The following is a 23,436-nucleotide window of genomic DNA, read 5'->3' on the forward strand; positions in this document are numbered from 1 at the left end:
TGTCATCGGGTAACTCTCTTTCGCCTCGTAGGGGCAATTTCATTTATCCACCAACGAGGTCTATCTTCATTGCAGTTATCCACAATAATCTTCAAAGATTGCGTTTTTCGTTCATAATTTCTTCTATCTTTTTTCTTCTCTTTTCTTCCTCTTTTTCTGTTCTTTCTTCTTTCTCTCAAGGAAGTCATAAGAGCTGGGATGCTTGATTTTTCTGTATTTCTTCAGGGATTTTTCTAATGTTTAATTTTAGAAGCGTTGCGTGGTCTGGTCTGAAATGGGTAAAAAAACAGACCTGAGACGGGGCGGTTTAATGCCCTATCTAGGTCTGAATGCGAAGATGATTTCGCGGTATTTTCTATTTCATTTTCTACTGTCGACGAGGATAAACGGGGTTGCCTCAACGATGAGATGGGGTACCTCGGGACATGTCTGTTATTCAAACTCAATCGTAGCAGGTGGTTTCCCCGTACAATCATAAAGTACTCGATTAACACCTTTCACTTCATTTACAATTCTGCTAGATACCTTACCGATTACTTCCCAAGGAAGTTCAGCAAACTCAGCTGTCATGAAGTCTGAAGTTGTTACGGCACGTAATGCGATTGCGTAGTCGTATGTTCTTTCGTCACCCATACAACCTACAGAACGCATGTTAGTTAATGCTGCGAAGTATTGGCCGATTTCTTTGTCGATTCCGGCTTTCGCGATTTCTTCACGGTAGATGAAGTCTGCATCTTGAACGATACGAACTTTCTCTGGTGTGATGTCACCGATGATACGGATTGCAAGACCTGGGCCTGGAAAAGGTTGTCTGAATACAAGTTTCTCAGGGATTCCAAGTTCAAGACCTGTTTTACGTACTTCATCTTTGAATAATAGGCGAAGTGGTTCGATGATCTCTTTAAAATCTACATAGTCAGGAAGTCCTCCAACGTTGTGGTGAGACTTGATTACTGCTGATTTACCAAGACCACTTTCGATTACGTCTGGGTAGATTGTTCCTTGAACTAAGAAATCAACGGTACCGATTTTCTTTGCTTCCTCTTCGAATACACGAATGAATTCTTCACCAATGATTTTACGTTTTTCTTCTGGTTCAGTTACACCAGCTAATTTGCCGTAGAAACGTTCTTGCGCATTAACACGAATGAAGTTTAGATCGAATTGTCCATTTGGACCAAATACTTCTTCTACTTCATCACCTTCGTTTTTACGTAATAGACCGTGATCAACGAAGATACATGTTAATTGTTTTCCTACTGCTTTCGATAGCATAACTGCTGCTACAGAGGAATCTACACCACCTGATAATGCACATAATACTTTACCGTCACCAACTTTTTCACGAATCGCTTTGATAGATTCTTCTGCGAATGAACTCATAATCCAATCACCTGAACAGTGACATACATTGTATACGAAATCGTGGAACATCTGTGTTCCTTCTACTGTATGAACAACTTCTGGGTGGAATTGAACCGCATATAGATTTTTCTCTGAACATTCCATTCCTGCTACTGGACAAGACTGTGTTGTTGCAGTTACTTTGAATCCTTCTGGTAATTTAGCGATGTAGTCGGTATGGCTCATCCAACATACTGTTTCTTTTGAAACATTTGCAAATAATTTAGAAGAAGGATCTGTAGTTACTTCTGCTTTACCGTATTCTCTAACTGGTGCTGCACTTACTTCACCACCAAGTAAATATGTCATTAACTGAGCGCCATAGCAGATTCCAAGTACAGGAATACCTAACTCAAACAGTTCTTTGCCACAACGTGGAGATTCATCTAGATATACACTAGCAGGACCTCCTGTTAAGATAATACCCTTAGGATTTATTTCTTTAATGCGTTCAATACTTGTATCGTAAGGTAACACTTCACAATATACATTGCATTCTCTAACACGTCTTGCAATTAACTGATTGTATTGTCCACCAAAATCAAGTACAATAACCTTTTCCTTATTCACGTGAATTCCTCCTATTTCTTTCATCTGATTCGTATTAATTGTAGTAACATTATGGTAATCTAGCTCATGGCACTGGTACCACAACTTCACTATCGTCTATCCTACTAATCGTCACACAATAATTATATCATACAACAATATTTCTATTTTAACTAGAGTTAAATGTATTTTTTCATAATATGTCACATGTACTCTTATTTTATCATAAATGATTGTACTTTTGTTACAACCAATTATGACCAAGGGTTAATATATACTTATGTTACTTATTCTGTTTACTTATAGCTCTTGCAATCCCTCCATCTATTATATACAATACACTATACAGACTTTAATTAAAGGAGCTAAAACAATGGAAGATATGAGTACCAAACAATTAGCAGAATTAGTCGCTGTTCTTATTGATAAGTTAATCGCTGATAATCGCATGGAAGATGTACAAAAAGCAACGAAAGATCAAGCGGAACGTGACCGTTTATTAAAAGAGTATAACTTAATCTAATTCATAAGGGGCATTGCAAAATTCTTATTTTGTAATGCCCCTTCATCCTATATTATAATCGAATATTGATTTTTTATAATCTATATAGTTGAAATATTAATTTATCCTTCTCTGTATAACCTTCTACAGTCCTACATGAAGTTTAATAATACCTTTCACAATAAACAATCCTAATAATAAATTAAAATAAAAATCATGCATATGTAGCCTTAATAAAATCTACAATTAGTAATATATCAATATTATTTTGTATTATTAAAGGAGGATTCCTATGGAGCATCTAAAACAATGGCATATTGCAGGCGCAATCTTTACCTTAATTTTTAGTACACTCCTACATTTTGCTTATGATTGGTCGGGTAATAATGAGTTCATCTCTTATCTTGCACCAATCAACGAAAGCATCTGGGAGCATCAGAAATTATTGTTTACACCAATGATTCTATTTACAATCATCGAGTTATTCGCTTACGGAAAAGACCTTCCTAATTTTCTTCCAGTGAAAGTATTATCTATACTGATTGGTATCGCAGTCATTATAGCTTCTTATTACACCTACACTGGGATCATTGGACAGGGTTTTCTAATTGCTGATATTGGAACCTTTATACTCGGTACGCTCGTGGCGTATCTATTTAGTTATCATTTTCTGCAAACTACCTGTTTTAGTTCCCAGTTATCAAGAATTGTAATGTTGATTATCCTAGTTCTATTAATCCTAGGTTTTGTCATATTCACTGTGAATCCTCCTCGAATTCCGTTGTTTCAAGACGCACCTAGTGGTACTTATGGAAGATAGCTGTTACCTCACTACGTCATATGGCCAATCTATAATTCCGCCAAATTCCTTTATGTTCGTATAGCCTAGTTCCGCCAGTTGTAATGCCGCCTCCTTACTTCGTACTCCACTACGGCAATATACCAATAGCAATTGGTCCTTATCTGGTAAAATGTCTGTTGCTTCCTCATCAATATCATCAAGAGGAAGTAACATGGCGTTTTCTATATGACTTGCATCGTATTCTGACTGTGTTCTTACATCAAGAATCACATAGTCTTTCTGTTCATCCATTATCTTCTTAGCATCTATAGCAGTTATTTGCTCATATAATATAATATCTTGACTGGTATTCATACTCTTTTCTTCTGTTCCTTTCTGTATTGTTTTTCGATTGCACGCGGCGATAAACACGATTAGTAGTATAACCCAAAACAATTTCTTCATAAGCACCCTCCATTTAAACAATAAGTTAAGTAACTCAAACTTCGCACTTGAAGATTTCGAGGAGTAGCTAACTTCTATATTCAACGAAAAACCCGCTCTCGCTTAGCTTTCACACGTAGCAGTACTAAGATTTCGCATTGCGAAATCAAGTGCTGACGTGTTCAGATAGTTTTTCTTATGAATATAGCAATTATCTACTCTAAGTGAAGTTTTTTATGTGCAAAGTTTAAGTTAAGTATAGTTTCTTCTATTGTTTTGTATTTATACCAATGAATGAATAATCATCTAAATTCAATTACTTGGCAGGCTAGACTAACGTATGTTTTTCATTCAACTCTCTTTCAACAATCCCTTTTCTTATTAGCTCATCACTTACAATATAGATTCTCACTTACCCTATTGTCAATTCTTTTATTTCCTAATGAGAAATTAAGACTGTTGATAGATATACTTTGAAGATCTATAACATAAATCATACGCAGAAGGCATTGATATGTAACTTAAATAAAATAATCTTCTACGAATTGTCTGTCAAGAGTAGTCACACCGTGTCTATATAGACATACAATTCGTGAAGATTATATTAATCTCTATTCTTTCTCAATCTTTCCCTGCACAATCTGAATTGCCTCACCTAATCTTTGATAGTGTACAATTTCTCTTGCTCGTAAGAATCGAATTGGATCACTTACCTCCGTATCATGCACATTGGATAAGATGGTCTCATATAAGCATTGTGCTTTTTGCTCTGCAACCATATCCTCATGTAGGAACATAAGAACATTCTCCTTCGTGTTATAGGCTGGAAATTCAAACTCCGGTACACAAAAGTCCAACCTTGCAAACAGATCACTGGATTCGTCTTCCTGTAGATTCTTTGTCAACTGATATAAGATAGCACTAACAACCTCCATATGGGCTAACTCTTCAGTCCCTACAGAAGCATCGCTAATAACCAGTTTTCCTCCCCTCTTCTACCCAATATACCCTCCAACCACCTGGTAATCCTTTATAATATACATCATATGTATCTAAAGCGATACGGACGATCCTCTCCACAATTTCTTGACAAACCGTATCGTTGAATCCGACTCCATATATTATATCCTGTAAAATCCCCTTAATGGATTCCACTCTTTCCTCCATGACTTTATCGTTCAAATTGTTATTATCTGCTTTAGCCATATCTAAAGTAATTTCAACTTCACTTACTAGAGCATTATCCTTGCTATCCCTTCTAGATATACTCTTATACCTTTCTTCTTCCTGCCTACATTCTTCTCTCGCTGCTACAAACTCTGCTTCTGTTATGTAGCTTTTTCTATAAGCATGCAATAAACGTTTCTGTTCTTCTTCTATCTCCACAAGTCTATCTTGTATCTCCTTACTACCTTCCTCCCTATCCAAGCACCGTTTCAACAGTTCCATCATCTGAACCATGAATTTCTTCTTGTCTATCGGTAGCTGTATGGTTATTTTCTTAATCATCTCTACAAGCTCTTCATTCTTAATACAGGAGAATATGCAGCCTTTATCTATACCATTACCAACTCTTTTATTCTCATCTATGTTATCCCCAACCTTCTCATTCTCATTACTCTCCTCCACATCTGTCTCTCTATGATAACATCTCCAAACAAGATATGTACTTCCATCTTTTCGGATCCTTGCTCTTGCTATGTAGTACTTCCCGCATCTTCCACATAGAATCTTTCCTGAGAAGGCGTAGCGACTGCTTTCTCTTTCCTTACTCGCTATCTTCTTTGCTCTACTATCTAATATTACTTGAACCTGGTTGAATACCTCTCTATCAACTATAGGGGCATGGTGATTTTGTACTATTACATATTCCTCTTCACCGTAATTATATCGCTTCTCATGGGTTAGATAGTCTGGTGTATAGGTTTTCTTCTGAACTAAATCACCACAGTACTTTTCATTACGTAAGATACGTAAGATCACGGAACTTGACCATCTCTTTGCTCGAAGAGGTAGAATTCCCTCTTCTTGTAATTCCTTAGCAATCACATACGTCCCTTTTCCTTCTAACAAGAACTTATCGTAGATTCTACATACCACTTTCGCTCCCTCTTCGTTCCGATAGATCTGACCATTCTGTACATCATATCCAAGCATGCTAGAACCAAATACCACTCCCTGTTCCATTCGCCTCTTCTGCCCCCATTTGACACGTTCAGAAGTACGCCTACTTTCTTCCTGTGCAATGGAAGAAAGAATGGTAAGACGTAACTCTGCATCGGGGTCTAATGTATTGATATTGTCATTTAAAAAGAATACTCCCACTCCGTGTCTCTTAAGCTCTCTGGTATAATAGATACTGTCAAGGGTATTCCTAGCAAAACGTGAGATCTCCTTGGTAAGTATCATCTGAAACTTCCCTTCTCTTGCATCCTCAATCATACGATTGAAGGCTTTTCTTTTCTTGGTACTGGTCCCTGAGATCCCTTCCTCTGCATAGATTTGATATAGTTCAAAACCGTCAGTTCGTCTTATGTATTCGCGAAAATATCTCTGTTGACTCTCAAAAGAATTGGTTTGATCTTCTCTCTCGGTAGAAACCCTGCAATACGCTGCAACGTAGATCATGTTTACTCCCTCTTCACAATTTCTACTTCTTCAATTGTTCCAAACACCACTGATATTCTTCCTTCGTGATCAAATCATTCTTCAATAGTGCTAACAGTAAGGCACTTTCATATACCTCTATAAAATCGGTATTTTGCTTGTTGGTGTTTTGCTGCTCACCTTTTGATTCCACAATTACTTCTTTCTTTTCCAACGCCTTACTCACTCCTTCTTCAATACCAAACTACTCACCTTATAATATATGTATTCACCTTTGTCCTGTATTCAGAAAGAGCATAGAATATACCTTTCCACCTTCTTACTCCTAGCATTAGAGTTACTGGTTAGTGTGTCAAAAGCCACGCGAGAGCGCGTTGCGAGTGAACTACGTTTGACATAACATGCTCACACTTAAATCTGTGCAAATTGACGGAATAAAAACTAAACTAGCTTTTGACACTCTAACCAGTAACTTTCCTGTGAAACAAAAAGATAACCCCTACACTACACCTGCACCGTGTATAGTGGGATTATCTTTTTCTTCTTGTATTACTCATTCCTTGCATATGCTATTCCTTACTACTATCTTTTTTGTCCTTCATCTTTTCTATACATTTCTCATATTGGGCCTTTGTTATCTTATTCTGCTCCACCATAGAATACAGATTTGCTTTTTGATAACTGGACATAAAATGGTGCTTATGTAAAAGATCCTCTCTTGTAATACTCGGACACGTCTTTACTAACGTATCATGTCTGGTTACATTCATACTCCTATGCATAGATCACGCTCCATATATTATAATATACAAGACCATCTAGAACTATTTCCTGAAGACTTAATGGACGCAGTTCTGAAAAGTTATTCTTATATTATATATATATGAATAAAACCCCATAAGGTATGTTAAAAAACTTTTTTTTAATGTACTTTTTTTTATACATATGGAATATATTTAATACAGCGTCAGCCAAATGACTGACGCTGTATTAATTTCTCTAATTAAACCAATATCCTTCCATGGTTTCCTTCCTTACACGGTAGGTTAGATGTTTCACCTTCATCTTGTAACTGCTAATTAATTTGCCTTTACTATCGTACTCTGCGAAGATTCCAGGTACACCAGAACAAATCACACGATTTCCTTCATATTCCTGCGCATTACTTACAATACTCGAATAAGGAACGTTGATTTTCTCTACCAACTTATATGTACCTTTATTCTCATCAACTAGATACTTATAGTAATAGGAGTTCTTCGCATCCTTTTCTTGCGTACCAGCACCTTTGATAAAGGACCAATTAAAGTTAGGATAGGATAATCGTTGTGCATAATTATTGTTAAAGAACGTCAAATAATACTGGCCAGTCTTTAACGAACCATCTGTTACGTAGTTAACAGAATGTTGTCCTGCATGTGAGGTAAAGTTACCGCTCTTTCTAAGTACCAAGTTACTATACTTCGTTCCTTGATAGATTTTTGAATCCGAGATGATGTAAGCAATCTTAGGGGTTGTATAGTAATTATTAATTCGAATAATAGAACTTAATTCACGAGAACTTAGAATCAGATGTTTTCCATTAACAACTTGTACGGAATTAAAATGTACCCAATCCACTTGTTCTTTGTCTGGTGAATCCTTCGATATCACTGCACCTTTTTCCATATCCGGCATTAATTTCCCAAAGTCTACTACTTCCTCTATGTCTCCTGTCTTCATATTCAGTGACAAGATAATGTCTTGTTTTGTCTTGCTCTTTTTCTTGGTTGCTAGAATAATCACTCTTTCATTCGTTTCATCATAATCAAAGTCGTGATGTGTCGTATACCCTTTTGTCTTATAAATTGTCTCTGCTTGCCCTGCTTGATTCACTAATGCATAACTTGCATCTGTACAAGCATAGAACATCTTACCGTCTATGAACTCAATATTCACATCGCCATAGGTAACATTAAGTGGTACTTCTGCACGAATAATTCCATCATTATCGTAAAATAACATATGTCTAGGTTCTTTCGTATTTCTTCTATCGTAACCAAAGATTACAAACAGTCCATCACTTAACTTCTTACTATCTTGTTTATTCGTTACTTTTAACTGCTGTTCTTTAATTGTTCCGAAGTCAGGCACATCGAATTTGAATGTATTCTCACCAAGAAACTTACTATCCTTACCATATATACGAAGTGTAACGGTATTCGTCATGCCTTGAATCAAGCCAATGATTTGTCCCTCATGTTCCTTCACCGCATTTCCCTCTTCATCGGTGTATAAGGTTCTAGTAAATTCAGGTATAGATACGTCACTGACAGATACCGTGTATTCTACATTAACCGCTTCATCTGTATTAAAATACACGTACATTCCTGTAACATTTGTTCCGAATGGATTCATAACAAACAACGGTTCTTTGAATGTAGAATCATAATTCTTCTTCAATGCATCAAGTTTTGCTTTTACTGCTGATTGATACTGTTCATCATATACCGTCTTTACTGTCTCCATACTCAATGATTTCATAACTTGCTTTTGAATTGTCTCAGAAGCTATGTAGTTTTCTCCACTATCTGTTCGATCTGTTTTTTTAACCCCTGTACCTATGGTAGTACACAAAACTAAAACAATGCCAAGTGCAGCAACGCTAAAAAGCAAAGCTATTAGCAATCCTTTACCTGATCTTTTCTTCACATCCATGTCATTAATCCTCCTGTAGCTATAATCAACCATAAGGCACATTCTTCGCTTTATACCTTTTTTATTCGACACTTTTATATTACTATTTTATACATATTTCTTCCATCTGTCAAAGAATCCTTTTCATAATCACTTGAGACTTTTGACTCATATGAACAACAGAAAAAGAGTTATTGTACTCTAATCCTATACAATAACTCTTTCTTGTTATCCACAACATATGATTATTTTAATGCTTTAATCCACAATCGCTAAAACTTATCCACGATTATCTAGCCTTTTCGTATGGCTTGCCATTAGCAGCTGGTACATGTGATTTACCAACGAATAAGATTAATACGATAATTGTTACTACGTAAGGTATCATAGAGATCAAGTGAGGTGATACGGCACTTCCTGAACCTACGAATACTTTGACACCATTACAGAAACCGAATAAGATACATGCAAGCATTGCACCTTGTGGCTTGAATTTACCAAAGATTACAGCTGCGATTGCGATGAAACCTTGACCAGTAATTACAGATGGACGGAATTGTGATACGGTTGCTAAGGTAACCGATGCACCACCGAAACCTGCTAAAACACCTGATAAGATAACACAGATGTAACGAATACGAATTACGTTGATACCCAGTGTATCCGCTGCTTTTGGGTGCTCACCTACAGCACGAATTCGAAGACCGAATTTTGTTTTGTAGAATACAAACCAAACGACAGCTACTAATATAAATGCTAAGTATGCAGTTGCATACGTATTAAATACATTATCAAGGAATCCACCTTTACGGAATATTCCTTCTGTACCTTGGAATAATCCCTTAAGGAAACGTGGCATCTTATGTGCTAAATCAACACTATGTGTTTCTGTTGAATCATATAATACACGACATAAGAAGATTGCAAAACCAGGTGCTAAGAAGTTAATAGCAGTACCAGAGATTGTCTGATCCGCTTTACAAGTAATTGTTGCGAATGCATGAAGTAAACCGAAGATACCACCCGCTAAACCAGCGATTAAGAATCCTAACCATGGATTGCTTGTTAATAAGGTACCAACAACACCAGCAAACGCACCAATTGTCATCATACCTTCGATACCGATATTAACTACACCGCTTCGTTCTGAGAATACAGAACCAAGTGCTGCAAACAAAAGTGGTGGAGTGTACATAAGAGTAGTATTTAAAATCAGACCCAAATTCTTGATTAATTCATCCATATTACTTTGTACCTCCCTTTTTACTAAATCTAGTTTTCATTGTCTTTATTATACTTGATATTGCAATGAAGAAGATGATCGAACCCATAATGATATCAATAACTTCTGTCGGAGCACCAAGAAGGTTCATATTCTTTCCGCCATATTTCATAGCTCCATAGAATAAACCTGCAAACAATACTCCAACCGGATGCGTTGCACCAATCATGGCAACCGTGATACCTTCAAAACCGTACCCTTCTTGTCCAGCAAACTCACTGATACTATAATTATAACCAAGTACTTGTGTCGCACCAGCTAAACCTGCAAGTGCTCCAGAGATTGCGATTGCTGATACAATTGCAACCTTAACATTAATACCTGCATATTCTGCTGCATTACGGTTAAAGCCAACGGCACGTAAACGGTATCCAAGAGTTGTTTTATTAATAATTAAATAGATTATAATAACTGCGATTATCGCAATAATGATACCCCAGTTAACTTTTTGACCTAAGGAAGCTTTCAAACTGTTTACAGATAACTTAGCTGTATCTGCTACTTTCTTACTAACTTGCTTACCTGCATCATTGAAAAGCTTACTCTTAACAACATAATTAGAGAAGTAATAAGCAATCCAGTTGAACATGATCATACAAAGTACTTCGTTAGCACCAAGCTTCGCTTTTAAGTAACCAACTATTGCACCCCATAGAGCACCTGCTAAAGCTGCAGCAAGCAAACATAATGGAATATGAATAATTGCGGGTGCATCCACTAGAACACCAACTACCATGGCTCCTAATGAACCCATAACAAACTGACCTTCTGCACCGATATTGAAGATACCTGTTCGGAAGGAGAATGCTATTGACAAACCAGTTAATATTAATGGAGTGGCATATACAACCGATTGAGCGATGTTTTTAGGAGTACCAAAGACACTTTCAATCAATAATCCGTATGCTTTAATTGGACTTACTTTAACAACAAGAAGCATAATAGCACCAATTGTAAAACCTACTAAGATCGAGATTACGGTATATAATGCTTTGTTGTCTTTTGCTATCTTTTCTTTTCTTACTGTAGGTTTTGAATTATTTTGATCCATTCGTGTCACCTCCCGCCATCATGAGACCTAATGTATTCTCGTCAGCGTCTTTACCCGGAACGCTACCCACAATCTGTCCGTCGAAGATTACTTCGATACGATCCGATAAACTCATAATTTCATCTAATTCGAAAGAAACTAATAATACCGCTTTGTTCTTGTTTCTTTGCTCAACAATATAGCGATGTACATATTCAATCGCACCAACATCAAGACCTCTTGTTGGGTTAACTGCAATTAATAAGTCCTTATCGTTCGTTACTTCTCTTGCGATAATAACTTTTTGTTGGTTACCACCTGATAAGTGACCCGCTGGTTTTTCAGCCGAATCAGCTGGACGAACATCAAATTTTTCTACTAACACTTCTGCATGTTTATCAATGGCATCCTTTCTCATAAATCCTGCTTTTGAGAAGTTTTCATCTGCATAATTTTGTAGTACCATATTCTCTGCAACTGAAAATTCAAGCACTAGACCATGCTTTTGTCTATCTTCTGGAATACTAGAGATTCCCTTTAAGAAGCATTCTCTTGGTGTTTTATTGAATGTGTTTTCTCCAAGTAGAGTAACACGTCCACTATCAGCACGTCGAAGGCCAGTAAGGATCTCCACTAATTCAGACTGACCATTACCATCAATACCGGCGATACCTACGATCTCACCTCTTTTAACATTGATGCTAAGGCCTTTTAAGATCTCAACACCACGGTAATCTTTTGCACGTAAATCTTCAACATTAAGTACAAGTTCGCCTGGGTTCATATCTTTCTTATCTACTTTGAATTCTACATTTCTACCAACCATCATTGCAGCAAGTTCATTCTCATTTACTTCGTTAACATTAACTGTGTTAATATATTTACCTTGACGAATAATTGTACAATAATCAGCTGACTCCTTGATTTCCTTTAACTTATGCGTAATCAAGATAACAGATTTACCTTCCTTAGTAAGGTTGTGCATTATCTCTACTAACTCAACGATTTCTTGTGGTGTTAAGGAGGCTGTAGGCTCATCTAAGATTAAGATGTCCGCTCCACGGTAAAGAACCTTAAGAATTTCTGCTCTTTGTTGCATACCAACTGAGATATCCTCAATCTTAGCATCTGGATCTACTTTAAGACCATACTTTTCAGAAATCTCAACAACTTTCTTTCTAGCTTCTTTGATGTTGACAACGCCAGCACCTTTGGTAGGTTCCATACCAAGAATGATATTCTCTGTTACCGTGAATGGTGGAATTAACATGAAGTGTTGATGAACCATACCAATTCCAAGTTCAATAGCCTTGTTTGGTCCGTCAATTGTAACCTTTTCTCCATTAACGAAGATATCGCCAGATGTAGGTGTATACAAACCGTATAAGATGTTCATAAGTGTACTCTTACCAGCACCATTCTCACCTAGTATCGCATGAATTTCCCCTTTGTGAACCGTTAGATTTACACCGTCATTAGCCTTAAAATTACCAAACATCTTAACAATATTCTTCATTTCAATAGTCTTAGCATTTAAGTCTATGTTTGAATTATTTTGCAAGCGAAAACGCCCCCTTCTTCCACATATTTATATTTGAGTGAGCACGATCCTTATGGAATTCACGTTACTCCCTTATATCTTAACTAGATTATATTACTATTCGGTGGTAGCTTCTGCTTAACAACAGATATTCACACAGTTATTTATATAATAACGATGTCTTTCATACCGTTATTGTAAGCAATATCACGTAACTGATTCATATACTCCTCTGTCGGTGTTTCATACGAACGATATTCTTCTCTTACCCCAATCGGTCTGTACTTAATAAGCTTATACCGAATCCCTTCTTGTTTTCCAACCTCATGAAGCAATCTGCTTGTCTCATAGACCGTATGCTTTGTATCAAACAATTCTGGCACTGCTACGGTACGTACCTCAAACAACTTGTCACACTCAGCTAGATAACGAAGATTTGATAACACCATATCATTATGAATACCAGTTACCTTCTCGTGTTCACTTCTGTCGAATGCTTTCACATCTAACATAACAGCATCGACCACAGCCATTAATTCTTTATCCTTCGAAAAATCATAAGTACCATTACTGTCTAACATTGTAGATAATCCTACATTCTTAGCTAATGTTAACAACTCCACCAAGAAGTCTCTCCATAAGGTGCATTCGCCCCCTGATATGGTTATTCCACGAATATAGGGCATATTCTTCTTTACTTCCTCAAATACCTCTTCTGGAGTCATTCTCTCAGTCTTAGGCGAACTTCCATGTGGGCAATGATGAAAACATTCATCGCAGTTAACACATCGATCTCTATCATATAGAATCTTTCCATCAACTAGGGTTATGGCGTTTGTTTTGCAATAGGGAATACATGCTCCACATTGTCTACAAGCTCCAATTGTTTCTGGGTTGTGGCAGTATCTACAATTAAAATTACATCCCTGAAGAAAGACAACTGTACGATTACCTGGTCCATCTACAGAGCTAAAACGAATTATCTTATTAACAATTGCTGTATTCACTTGCATACTCTTTTCTCCAGATTAAGAGGTACAATCGAATAAACCTCACCTTCGTATTGTACCCCAAAACTAACTCTTCTATCTAACCTTACGTTCTAATATGTGAGAATTCCTTGATGCACCAAGACCAAGTACTGTGGTATCTTGTAAAACATTCTCACCTTTCTTTAATTTCTCCATCTCTGATTTCTTAACTAGATATCCTGTTACACGAATTACATCACTATCTTTTTCGTAAACAGACATATAACGAACTTTGTTATCGAAAGCTCCTTTGATTATATCAAGTAAATAATCCATATTCTTATGCACTGTGGTATCAATTGGGAAGATGTCACCTACTCCCGATGGGAAATATTTGTGGAACTTCGCACTATGTGCTAAGTGTTCAATTAATTCTTCTGGTTCTTCACCAATTGGAATTCTACATCCTGGACTTGAATTAACATCTACATCAAGTCCTACTTGTGCATGCAATAAGAAATGTCCATCTGCACCATAGCAATATGGGCTTACATGGTTATTGTTGAATTCGTCCATAATCTCCATTATGCTAATACCAAGATTATCTGCTACTTCTGAATGACCATATCTGCCTTGTATTCCTTCTTTTTCAAGAAGTGTATTCACACATTCAGCCATTCCAACCATACCAAACATAGCGGTGAAGTTTTCTTTTGTGATAAATCCTTCTTTTGCTAAGAAATTACTTTCGAAGAAGCCACTTTCTTCTACCATAAAACGGATTCTTTCATCCATATATGCCGCCATAATCTCTAGTGTTTCAGGTAATACTTCCTTCTTAAAGTGGTCAATATTATCTGCTTTCTTAGCTAGATTACCAAGTAACACACGACACAAGGTATAAGAACCGCCACCTAATTTAAGACCATTGTAGCAACTTGCAATTACATAGTCTTCCGATAATTCCTCTGAGAACATCTTATGGTTTGCAAAGCTTGGTTTTGCAGTCTTTAATGCAGTATCAATTGCTAAAAACACAAAGTCATCTGGTGTAATATCTTTATCGTATTTTAATGTTAAGTTAGGAACCGCGTTCTCAAGTTCTGCTTCTACTTCTAAGATCAATCTGCCTGCTTTTGTTGCTCTTGGTCCTATATTCGCATGACAGAAAGAATCAAGAATTGTTCTATCAATGTGCGTTAAGAATAGACGGATTGCTTTCTTTGCTTCTGCTTCATCAACTACAAAAGGCTCCAGTAACTCGTCAATATTACCTACGTATACTGGAAAGTTTGTTACACTTGGTACATTCTTATAAAAGATTAATAACGAGTTTACGGCTTCCCAAATATCTGTTGGTGGATCTAATTGCAAAAACTCACTTCCATTTTTCATAAACTTAGCGTAATCAGGAATGATGTATCTTGGACGCATTGGTGCATGACCTTCATTTAAATCACAGATAATCTTATCCGCTGGATCTAAGTTTAAGCGTTCTTCTAGACCTTCAGGTAATTCAAGCACTTCCATTAATGAATCTGCCTTCCCTGCTAAAGCCGCAACTTTTTGTTCATGAGTTAATGTTCTGTTTTTAATTATACCTAGAATTTCGTTTCGTGTTGTATTTACTCTATCCATACTAATATCTCGCATGCTTAAGCTCCTTTTCTGAACATCAAACTGTTTAGCTTCCTAAACATAACTATGAGTTTCGTGTACATTCGTTTATTTTTCTTTAGTTTTATTAATACCGATAATACTATAATTACCCATTACAATATTTCTAGTATTAATAACATTACATATATTATCATTATACAATTTATCGCTTCCAAACGCCACATTTTTTATTTGGAAATAAAAATTATATTCTTTCCTATTTGCTTTATTTTTCTAATTTTATCAAACTTCCACCAAATAGAACTCATAGGAAAAAACATACCCTATTTTGGTTATTTTATTCCGTAAAACAAGGAGGTGTCCATTCATACAATATAGGACTGCCTCCTCGCTTCACTTATATTATTAAGATATTAACAACGTACTTGTTAATCGTTATACTTAATCTAAATTATATACATCACCATATTTAGCATCGAATTGTTCTTGTGTTTCAGGAACTACGATATCTCCTGCAAGAATCTTGTCTTTTGCTTCTTGAACTTTAGCGATAACTTCTTCTGGAAGTAAATCCTGTGTAGGTGCAATATCTACACCACCGTTGTCCATACCATAAGTTTGAACGCCTTGAATTTCTTCACCTTTAGTCATCTTTTCTACTAAGTCATAGATAGCGTTATCACATCTCTTCATAGCTGAAGTAATAACGTTTTCTGGAGCTAGGTAAGCTTGGTCAATATCTACACCGATAGCATATTTTCCTTGTTCTTTAGCTGCTTCGATAACACCATTTCCTGTACCACCAGCTGCGTGGAATACTACATCTGCACCGTTTGTGAACATTTGAACTGCTGCTGCTTTACCAGCTGCTGCATCGCCGAATGCGTTTGCATTGTATAATTCAACTTTTGCATCTGGATTCGTATCAAGTACACCTGCTACATATCCGTAACCGAATTGGTTCATTACTGGAGTAGACATACCAAGTACGAAACCAACTTTATTTGTTTCAGACATTAATGCTGCTACAACACCTACAAGGTATGAAGCTTCATTTTGTTTGAACATTAAGCATGATACGTTTGGTAAATCAGCGTTAGTAGAGTCATCAATGATAGCAAATTTTTGATTTGGGTAAGCTTCTGCAGCTTCCTTAATTGTATCTGCCATTAAGAAACCACAAGCAACAATTAAGTCATTTCCTTGATCTACTAAAGTTTCAATGTTAGAAACATAATCAGCTTCTGTTGCTGATTCAAGGTAGCTAACTTCTACACCAAGTTCTTTTTCTGCTTTTTGAAGTCCTGTCCAAGCACCTTGGTTGAATGATTGGTCATTAATACCACCAACATCAGTTACCATTGCGATTTTAAGTTTAGTAGTTGCTGCTGTATCATCTGAAGCCGTATCATCAGTTGTTGCTGCACCATCAGTTGTGTCTTCAGTTGATGGAGTTTCGTCTTTTTTGTTGTTGTTCTTTGAGCTACATGCCGTGAACGCCAAAACAACAACAAGCATAAGAGCTACAAGTTTAGATAATTTTGTCTTTTTCATTGTCTTCCTCCTTATTTTTAACCAAACGGTTACCATAATATAAACTTATACGTTACATTACAATTTAATATAATACTATCATATTTGCATTTTTGCAAGCCATAATTTTGTAGTTTTCCTTTGAATTTACTATTATTAGCGGTACTAATAGTATTTAGTAATATTACTTATAAATTGCGTATATTTTCCTTTTTTTATAAATATTTTAGGCATAGAATGTCACTACCGATACTTCTGTACCAATATCAGTAAGTAACCCACTAATCTCTCTATAATGAGTACGATATCTATGTGAGATATACTGACAACTTGCTTTAGTTTCGAATGGTGCCTTATTAAGACATTCAATAATATAATCTGCCAACTTCTTATCCGGGCGTCTTATATATACTGGATACTGTAACCTTCTTTCATATATCCACATCGTCAATCTTCTCCTTCCCAAGGCCAAGGCTTGGTACACCAAGACCAATACTCTTCTCTCTTTATGTTGTAAGCATCAAGTGGATCAAAGAATCGATTATATTGATTCACAGACTTCGTCCGAATCTTCTTATAAGCATCGTAATACTCACAGGCCGCGATATCATCTGGATGTGTATCCAAGTAGAGCCTAACATCCTCCATCGCAAAACTTACCGATTGTATCTTATAGAATAATTCCTCTTTATTGATTTCCTTCACTGATATTTCCTTCTTTCCCCTTATAGTGTTTTATTAATCCTGGAAAGATGGTTCCTTCCATAAGGGCAGTATCAGCATCGAACACATAACTCCACTTTTGTCTAGCAACATATGCGGATACACTTACTTTACCTTCTATACCTTCTAACGAACTATATTCATATGGAGCACTACTCATAATGAATTCCCTCCAACATATCACTACTTATTTCCTTTTGATAAGATATCTTATGTCTCTTAAACCATGTTGTTCCTTGCTCAGAACCTTATATAGTAATCCATTTCAAGTATCTAATATCGATTCTCTTTAAGCAAAAAAGAATCGTTATCATAAGCACTTGCTTACAAATCAAACAAGTTGTTTCTTCATTATAATTGGTTATTCGTATCTATTAATACGTCAGAAAACTTCTTTATCTTCGTTTATAAGTTAACAATGTAAGACTTTTTTCATTCACAGATTTTATGAAGAGTTTTTAACTTCTTAAGAAATCTTGGAAACTTCAATCATTTTTTGTGATATATTATTCATTTCATCTAAAATAATTATATACTTAACTTCTGCTTCGCCAAAACACCATTTCCTTTTCTATCCAGAAGGGGGTTGTGTTTCTCTCTTTCCCCTTCCTACCTCAACTATTTTACTGTTTTCCCCTCACTTGCTCCTTGTATTAATTAGTTTCTAATGATACCTTTTTAATTCTCTGATCTGTTCCTTCTTTTTATGATCTACAGCTCTTGATTCACAGATCTTCTGCAAGGTTTTCTTATATGTGAATTCATCTAGTTTATTATTCCTTAGATACCCTTCTATCGCTTCTGGAAAATGAACATAGTAGATGGATATTGTCCAAGCAACTGCCATCTTAACATAATATCCATCATGTTCTATCTCGTCGAATATCTTGCACACTGGCTCTATATACTCTTCCTCTAGATAATAATTTAATAACATAACAACGCCAAACCTTACTTCAAATTCTCCTTGTTTATGAAAATACGGCTTCAAGAAATCCCACATGTCTTCTCTACATTCTTTTGTTATTTTAAGTCCACAGCAAAAACTATCACAAACAGACCAGTTATCGATCTTCTCAACAAACTTTGCTATGTATGGTATAATTTCATATAAAGAATGCTTAACATAACCAATTACCATGCCTTGTAACATGATTTCTTCAAAGGATTCGTCGCTGGCATACTCAAGATACGTTCTCCAATCCCCCTTAACGATCTCTTTTACCATTTTGCGAAGAATCGGGAGTCTGACACCGATTATGTTCGATACCCCTGGCAATAACCGACTTGTAAACACTTGATATTCTGGCTCTGCTAATGCCTCGATTTGTTCTCTAATTATTCTATTTTGTTTATTAATCTCATTATTTTGTCTTTTATTCGTCAAATTATTCATGCATCATAACCCCTTCTTTCTTATTTATAGCATATAGCGCAATATACGTAAAGTATAGCATAAAAAGAGCGACTCTACTCTTAGAATCTCTAAGAATAGAATCGCTCGCAATCATTATATTAATTTTTAATCCATTTGATTAATTGAATTATGAATAGATTTACTAATGATAATCCATAGATAAGAAGTAATTGAGTAACTGTTAATGCTGTTACCTTGAATACAGATGCTAATCCAGGAATAAGAAGAACACCATTAATTAATAGGAAACCAAGTCCAAATGCTCCCCATAAAAATTTATTATCAACGATTCTCTTTGAGAATAAAATTGCTCTGTCGGATTTACAGTTAAATCCATGAACCAATCGAGATAAACATAAGGTAGCGAACGCCATTGTACTAGCTGTAGCTGCGTCTACTTGGTATCCAAAATAGTAAGCAGTCATGGTCATACATGCTATAACAAAACCTTCTTCTAATATATCTATTAAGAAATTCTTAGTTAATATAGATTCATTCGCTCTACGTGGTTTATCTTTCATTACCAAATCCGTATGTGGATCAAGACCTAAAGCAATTGCTGGTAAACTATCTGTTAATAAGTTGATAAACAATAAGTGAACTGGCGCAAAAGGAACTGGTAATGCCATGATAGAAGCATACATAACTGCCCATATTGCAGCCATATTACCTGATAACAAGAACTTAATTGCTTTCTTAATATTCAGATATACATTTCTACCGTTTTCTACCGCCTTAACGATTGTTGCGAAGTTATCATCTGTAAGAACCATTGCAGCAGCATCTTTGGATACTTCTGTACCTGTAATACCCATTGCAACACCTACATCAGCTTGTTTTAGTGCTGGTGCATCATTAACTCCATCACCTGTCATCGCAACAACATTGCCCTTATCTTGCCATGCTTTTACGATACGGATCTTATGCTCCGGCGAAACTCTCGCATATACAGATACTTGTTCTACGAATGTCTTTAATTCTTCATCATCTAGTTCATCAATTGCACTACCCTCTACCGCAATTGTTCCCTCTGTAAGAATACCAATTTCCTTAGCTATGGCAGCTGCTGTAATTTTATGATCACCAGTTATCATAATTGGTCTAATTCCTGCCTCGATACATTTACGAACCGCTTCTTTCGATTCTTCTCTTGGTGGGTCCATCATGGCAATTAAGCCTAAGAATATCAAATCATTCTCATCATCTAAACTAACAGATGCATTATCTAATGTTTTATATGCAATTGCTAAGACACGTAATCCATCTTCTGAATATTGTAGGTTAGCTAGTTGTATTCTTTGTTTATCAGCTGAAGTGATATTTACAACTCCTGCTTCTGTTTCAATGTAATTCAATCGATCTAATAAAACATCAACTGCACCTTTGGTAATCATACGTTTCTCAGATGATATCATATTAACCGTTGACATTAACTTACGATCGGAATCGAATGGAATCTCTGCAACTCTTGTGTATGTTTCTCTGGTTTTTGTTATATCCATTCGGAAGGTCTTAGCAAAATTACATAATGCTACTTCCGTTGGATCACCAATCTCTACTCCGCCTTTGTTTGTAGAATCGTTACAAAGGACACTATAGAGGATTAATTTATTATCAAGCTTCTCTACCAAACGTCCATTATCAAGTATGTCTTTATTATAATCATTATTATTTACATAATAATTCATAACTGTCATCTTGTTCTGTGTTAGTGTTCCAGTCTTATCCGAACAGATTACAGATACACTACCAAGACCTTCTACTGCTTGTAACTTACGAACAATCGCATGTTCTTTTGCCATCTTTTGAGTACCAAAAGCTAATACAATTGTAACGATTGAACTCAATGCTTCAGGAATAGCAGCTACTGCTAATGCTACTGCGAATAAGAATGCATCTACTACTGCTTCACCACGGAACATACTTATACCGAAAACAATAGCACAGATTATTAATATAAGAATAGACAGTTTCTTACCAAAGTCATCAAGATTCTTCTGTAATGGTGTCTTCTTCTCAGTTGCATTATTGAGTAGATTTGCAATCTTACCTACTTCAGTCATCATACCAACACGTGTTACAAGGAAGGTTGCACGTCCATATGTAACGTAACTACCTTGGAAAACCATATTTTTCTGATCCCCTAGAGGAACTTCTTTTTCTACTGTGATATCTTCTTTTTCAACACTAATACTTTCACCAGTTAATGCACTTTCATTGACTTTCATACTTGCATTATCAAGGATTCTACCATCCGCACAGATATAATCTCCCGCTTCAAGCATTACGATATCACCAACAACAACTTCCTTTGAAGGTAATAGAACTGTCTCACCATTACGAATAACCTTAGCAATTGGTGCCGCAAGCTGTTTCAAACTATTAAGTGATTTCTCTGCTTTTTTCTGTTGAACAGTTCCAAGTATAGCATTCATGGTGATAACTACTCCAATAACGATAGAACTCTCCAAATCGCCTAAGAAAGCTGCAATAATAGCCGATATTATAAGGATGATAACAAGAAAATCTTTAAATTGTTCAAGGAAAATCTGTACTACTGTTTTCTTCTTAAGTTCAACCAATTCGTTGGATCCATATTTCTTTCTGGCTTCCTTCGCTTGTTCTTCCGAATGGCCCTTCCACGAGGTTCCAAACTCGCGAATAATCTCTTCTTTGTCCTTTTGATACTCTAACATATCAATCCCTCCATTTTTCGATAACTCCTAATTATGACTCTTAATAAATGAATTCCGAGTATTTCAGCATTATTGGAGTATTTTTTGTAAATATTTTAAAATTATACAAAAAAAAGCAACACTCCTGCTGTATTTATCCTACAACAAAAGTCTTGCTACTCAAATCATATGATCTCTGACTTGATCACGATACCGGATTTTATACCAAGTATAAAATCGTATTGACGACATCGCAAACATTTTTCAATGTAAGCTACTCCCTTTTGGTTTCATTTATTCTATCAACAAATTAATATGGGTGTCAATCACTTTATTTTTTCTTAATATTTTCTTAACATTTTCTTAGCGCATATAATCTCAATCGAAGACACCGTCAATCTAGATTAATTCCTTTACTTTATTAATAGGAAGCACCTTAGCAAAGCGACCATTCCATATTGTATACTGGTAGAATTCGTTCAATTGTCTTGCTGTAAATTCGCCATTATCTCTTGTTGTAATTGTTCCCACTGGGACAATCATACGATATCCATGCTCAACTCCTGCTTTAAGCGTGGCATCTATACAATATTCCGTCTGTAATCCCATTATAATTAGATTTGTTATGTATTTTTCTTTTAGGTATTCCTTAAGCCCTGTTTTCTTAAATATACTATTATATGATTTATCGAATACGATTTCCCCATCTTCTGGTGCAATTCCATCAAAGACATCATATCCTGGCGCCCCTTTGGTAAGTGCTTCTCCTTTACCATCGTCATGACGAACATAGATAATTTCCAGATTCTTTTCACGCCCAAACTGAAGCATATCTTGGATGTTTGAGACAAATTCCTCTTTAATATATAATCCGTCATTCATTAGTGCTTGCTGTACATCTACTACTACTATCGCATATTTCATATTTGCTCCTTTCATAGTTCAGAATCCATACTTCATAAATAGTTATACCTATATGATATCATACAATTAGCTTTCTTTGGCAAATATATTTTAAAAATCAAGTAAAACTTGAAGATAACTTGTTTATATGTATTAGTATATGAAATGTGGCCATTTAAAATTATCCACAAGAAGATTCTCTCAAAATTCCCTTTCAATAAGGCTTAAAAAAGGAGCCTTTACTCCATAGATTATTCATCTACAGTGCAAAGGCTCCTCCTTTGGTTTTGATACTTAATCTACTGTTACGTTAACAGCTTGCATACCACGATCACCACGAGTTAATTCAAAACTAACTCTTTGTCCATCAGCTAATGATTTAAAACCATTTGATGCAATTCCTGAGAAATGTACGAATACATCTTCTCCATTGCTTTCGTCAGTGATAAATCCAAATCCTTTTTGTTCGTTAAACCATTTTACTGTACCTTTATTCATGAAAGATACCTCCTAAATTATATTATTTTACTTTAAATGTTGAGGTTACTTACATGATTACTCAAGCAAAGATACGAATAAAAAAATCACATACTTTTGTAAATCATTAAGTGAAATAATGACTTGCAAAAATATGTGAAATCAATAAAACATTTAAAATACTAAACCTAGTTTAACACATGAAATTGGCATTGTCAATATCAATTGATACTATTTTTAATGTTAATTTAAATATGCAGCCTGATTTCATCTATCAAGACTGCATTTTAACTACTTATCTG

22 protein-coding genes are annotated in these 23,436 nt (G+C 35.7%); 2 read left to right on the plus strand and 20 right to left on the minus strand.

Going from position 1 to position 23,436, the window contains the following annotated elements:
• Window positions 1-432 precede the first annotated feature (432 nt).
• Window positions 433-1,974: a glutamine-hydrolyzing GMP synthase gene (gene guaA / locus BUB90_RS02860; protein WP_073282617.1), complete on the minus strand. Its 1,542-nt coding sequence runs from the start codon at window positions 1,972-1,974 to the stop codon at window positions 433-435.
• A 352-nt stretch (window positions 1,975-2,326) separates the two neighbouring features.
• Between guaA and BUB90_RS23385 the strand changes: the two genes are divergently transcribed.
• Window positions 2,327-2,476 (plus strand): hypothetical protein, encoded by a 150-nt coding sequence (locus BUB90_RS23385; protein WP_170865428.1) that lies wholly within the window; start codon window positions 2,327-2,329, stop codon window positions 2,474-2,476.
• Window positions 2,477-2,747: 271 nt separating this feature from the next.
• A complete protein-coding gene (locus BUB90_RS02865; RefSeq protein ID WP_073282620.1) occupies window positions 2,748-3,275 on the plus strand; it encodes a DUF6512 family protein in 528 nt (175 codons plus the stop codon).
• Window positions 3,276-3,278: 3 nt separating this feature from the next.
• On the opposite strand, the gene BUB90_RS02870 is transcribed toward BUB90_RS02865, so the two are convergent.
• From BUB90_RS02870 to BUB90_RS02955, 19 genes are all read right to left on the minus strand, one after another.
• The gene (locus BUB90_RS02870) at window positions 3,279-3,701 is read right to left on the minus strand and encodes a rhodanese-like domain-containing protein (RefSeq protein ID WP_073282622.1); all 423 of its coding nucleotides are present in this window, start codon (window positions 3,699-3,701) and stop codon (window positions 3,279-3,281) included.
• 590 nt (window positions 3,702-4,291) lie between these two features.
• On the minus strand, window positions 4,292-4,615 hold the full coding sequence (locus BUB90_RS02875) for a manganese catalase family protein (RefSeq protein WP_084139051.1): 324 nt from the start codon (window positions 4,613-4,615) through the stop codon (window positions 4,292-4,294).
• Between the two features lie 34 nt (window positions 4,616-4,649).
• A complete protein-coding gene (locus BUB90_RS23035; RefSeq protein WP_084139052.1) occupies window positions 4,650-6,308 on the minus strand; it encodes a recombinase family protein in 1,659 nt (552 codons plus the stop codon).
• A 22-nt stretch (window positions 6,309-6,330) separates the two neighbouring features.
• Window positions 6,331-6,501 carry a hypothetical protein gene (locus tag BUB90_RS23390; protein ID WP_170865429.1) on the minus strand — a complete coding sequence of 57 codons (171 nt, stop codon included), beginning with the start codon at window positions 6,499-6,501 and terminating at the stop codon, window positions 6,331-6,333.
• Between the two features lie 355 nt (window positions 6,502-6,856).
• The gene (locus BUB90_RS02885) at window positions 6,857-7,069 is read right to left on the minus strand and encodes a hypothetical protein (protein WP_073282626.1); all 213 of its coding nucleotides are present in this window, start codon (window positions 7,067-7,069) and stop codon (window positions 6,857-6,859) included.
• Window positions 7,070-7,286: 217 nt separating this feature from the next.
• Window positions 7,287-8,984: an aryl-sulfate sulfotransferase gene (locus tag BUB90_RS02890; protein WP_073282628.1), complete on the minus strand. Its 1,698-nt coding sequence runs from the start codon at window positions 8,982-8,984 to the stop codon at window positions 7,287-7,289.
• Window positions 8,985-9,252: 268 nt separating this feature from the next.
• Window positions 9,253-10,206 (minus strand): ABC transporter permease, encoded by a 954-nt coding sequence (locus tag BUB90_RS02895; protein WP_073282630.1) that lies wholly within the window; start codon window positions 10,204-10,206, stop codon window positions 9,253-9,255.
• 1 nt (window position 10,207) lies between these two features.
• Window positions 10,208-11,296: an ABC transporter permease gene (locus tag BUB90_RS02900; protein ID WP_073282632.1), complete on the minus strand. Its 1,089-nt coding sequence runs from the start codon at window positions 11,294-11,296 to the stop codon at window positions 10,208-10,210.
• The gene (locus tag BUB90_RS02905; protein ID WP_139241701.1) at window positions 11,283-12,791 is read right to left on the minus strand and encodes an ABC transporter ATP-binding protein; all 1,509 of its coding nucleotides are present in this window, start codon (window positions 12,789-12,791) and stop codon (window positions 11,283-11,285) included. Before BUB90_RS02905 ends, BUB90_RS02900 begins: the two co-directional genes overlap by 14 nt.
• Window positions 12,792-12,979: 188 nt before the next feature.
• A complete protein-coding gene (locus tag BUB90_RS02910) occupies window positions 12,980-13,828 on the minus strand; it encodes a YjjW family glycine radical enzyme activase (protein WP_073282633.1) in 849 nt (282 codons plus the stop codon).
• Window positions 13,829-13,900: 72 nt separating this feature from the next.
• Window positions 13,901-15,439, minus strand: coding sequence for a YjjI family glycine radical enzyme (locus BUB90_RS02915; protein ID WP_073282635.1), 1,539 nt, complete (start codon window positions 15,437-15,439; stop codon window positions 13,901-13,903).
• A 408-nt stretch (window positions 15,440-15,847) separates the two neighbouring features.
• Window positions 15,848-16,960: a BMP family lipoprotein gene (locus BUB90_RS02920; protein ID WP_073282637.1), complete on the minus strand. Its 1,113-nt coding sequence runs from the start codon at window positions 16,958-16,960 to the stop codon at window positions 15,848-15,850.
• 205 nt (window positions 16,961-17,165) lie between these two features.
• Window positions 17,166-17,384 carry a manganese catalase family protein gene (locus tag BUB90_RS02925; RefSeq protein ID WP_073282639.1) on the minus strand — a complete coding sequence of 73 codons (219 nt, stop codon included), beginning with the start codon at window positions 17,382-17,384 and terminating at the stop codon, window positions 17,166-17,168.
• Window positions 17,385-17,386: 2 nt separating this feature from the next.
• Window positions 17,387-17,644, minus strand: a complete 258-nt coding sequence (locus tag BUB90_RS02930; RefSeq protein WP_084139054.1) for a spore coat protein CotJB — start codon at window positions 17,642-17,644, stop codon at window positions 17,387-17,389.
• Window positions 17,628-17,822, minus strand: a complete 195-nt coding sequence (locus BUB90_RS02935; protein ID WP_073282641.1) for a spore coat associated protein CotJA — start codon at window positions 17,820-17,822, stop codon at window positions 17,628-17,630. Before BUB90_RS02935 ends, BUB90_RS02930 begins: the two co-directional genes overlap by 17 nt.
• A 504-nt stretch (window positions 17,823-18,326) precedes the next feature.
• Window positions 18,327-19,058 (minus strand): DNA alkylation repair protein, encoded by a 732-nt coding sequence (locus tag BUB90_RS02940; RefSeq protein ID WP_073282643.1) that lies wholly within the window; start codon window positions 19,056-19,058, stop codon window positions 18,327-18,329.
• A gap of 119 nt (window positions 19,059-19,177) precedes the next feature.
• Complete coding sequence (locus BUB90_RS02945; RefSeq protein ID WP_073282645.1) at window positions 19,178-21,775, minus strand: cation-translocating P-type ATPase; 2,598 nt, start codon at window positions 21,773-21,775, stop codon at window positions 19,178-19,180.
• 378 nt (window positions 21,776-22,153) lie between these two features.
• Window positions 22,154-22,678, minus strand: a complete 525-nt coding sequence (locus BUB90_RS02950; protein ID WP_073282647.1) for a cysteine hydrolase family protein — start codon at window positions 22,676-22,678, stop codon at window positions 22,154-22,156.
• Between the two features lie 273 nt (window positions 22,679-22,951).
• Entirely contained in the window at window positions 22,952-23,155 is a 204-nt protein-coding gene (locus tag BUB90_RS02955; RefSeq protein WP_073282656.1) for a cold-shock protein, read from the minus strand.
• Between the last annotated feature and the right edge of the window lie 281 nt (window positions 23,156-23,436).

It is taken from the genome of Anaerosporobacter mobilis DSM 15930, from assembly GCF_900142955.1.
GTDB classification, from domain to species: Bacteria; Bacillota; Clostridia; order Lachnospirales; family Lachnospiraceae; genus Anaerosporobacter; species Anaerosporobacter mobilis.

What these genes read in the sequence shown, in the direction of transcription:
- BUB90_RS23385 (WP_170865428.1), top strand. Translation starts at nt 2,327, where the DNA reads ATGGAAGATATGAGTACCAAACAATTAGCAGAATTAGTCGCTGTTCTT.
- BUB90_RS02865 (WP_073282620.1), top strand. Translation starts at nt 2,748, where the DNA reads ATGGAGCATCTAAAACAATGGCATATTGCAGGCGCAATCTTTACCTTA.
- BUB90_RS02870 (WP_073282622.1), bottom strand. Translation starts at nt 3,701, where the DNA reads ATGAAGAAATTGTTTTGGGTTATACTACTAATCGTGTTTATCGCCGCG.
- BUB90_RS02875 (WP_084139051.1), bottom strand. Translation starts at nt 4,615, where the DNA reads ATGGAGGTTGTTAGTGCTATCTTATATCAGTTGACAAAGAATCTACAG.
- BUB90_RS23035 (WP_084139052.1), bottom strand. Translation starts at nt 6,308, where the DNA reads ATGATCTACGTTGCAGCGTATTGCAGGGTTTCTACCGAGAGAGAAGAT.
- BUB90_RS02885 (WP_073282626.1), bottom strand. Translation starts at nt 7,069, where the DNA reads ATGCATAGGAGTATGAATGTAACCAGACATGATACGTTAGTAAAGACG.
- BUB90_RS02890 (WP_073282628.1), bottom strand. Translation starts at nt 8,984, where the DNA reads ATGGATGTGAAGAAAAGATCAGGTAAAGGATTGCTAATAGCTTTGCTT.
- BUB90_RS02895 (WP_073282630.1), bottom strand. Translation starts at nt 10,206, where the DNA reads ATGGATGAATTAATCAAGAATTTGGGTCTGATTTTAAATACTACTCTT.
- BUB90_RS02900 (WP_073282632.1), bottom strand. Translation starts at nt 11,296, where the DNA reads ATGGATCAAAATAATTCAAAACCTACAGTAAGAAAAGAAAAGATAGCA.
- BUB90_RS02905 (WP_139241701.1), bottom strand. Translation starts at nt 12,791, where the DNA reads ATGAAGAATATTGTTAAGATGTTTGGTAATTTTAAGGCTAATGACGGT.
- BUB90_RS02910 (WP_073282633.1), bottom strand. Translation starts at nt 13,828, where the DNA reads ATGCAAGTGAATACAGCAATTGTTAATAAGATAATTCGTTTTAGCTCT.
- BUB90_RS02915 (WP_073282635.1), bottom strand. Translation starts at nt 15,439, where the DNA reads ATGCGAGATATTAGTATGGATAGAGTAAATACAACACGAAACGAAATT.
- BUB90_RS02920 (WP_073282637.1), bottom strand. Translation starts at nt 16,960, where the DNA reads ATGAAAAAGACAAAATTATCTAAACTTGTAGCTCTTATGCTTGTTGTT.
- BUB90_RS02925 (WP_073282639.1), bottom strand. Translation starts at nt 17,384, where the DNA reads ATGTGGATATATGAAAGAAGGTTACAGTATCCAGTATATATAAGACGC.
- BUB90_RS02935 (WP_073282641.1), bottom strand. Translation starts at nt 17,822, where the DNA reads ATGAGTAGTGCTCCATATGAATATAGTTCGTTAGAAGGTATAGAAGGT.
- BUB90_RS02940 (WP_073282643.1), bottom strand. Translation starts at nt 19,058, where the DNA reads ATGAATAATTTGACGAATAAAAGACAAAATAATGAGATTAATAAACAA.
- BUB90_RS02945 (WP_073282645.1), bottom strand. Translation starts at nt 21,775, where the DNA reads ATGTTAGAGTATCAAAAGGACAAAGAAGAGATTATTCGCGAGTTTGGA.
- BUB90_RS02950 (WP_073282647.1), bottom strand. Translation starts at nt 22,678, where the DNA reads ATGAAATATGCGATAGTAGTAGTAGATGTACAGCAAGCACTAATGAAT.
- BUB90_RS02955 (WP_073282656.1), bottom strand. Translation starts at nt 23,155, where the DNA reads ATGAATAAAGGTACAGTAAAATGGTTTAACGAACAAAAAGGATTTGGA.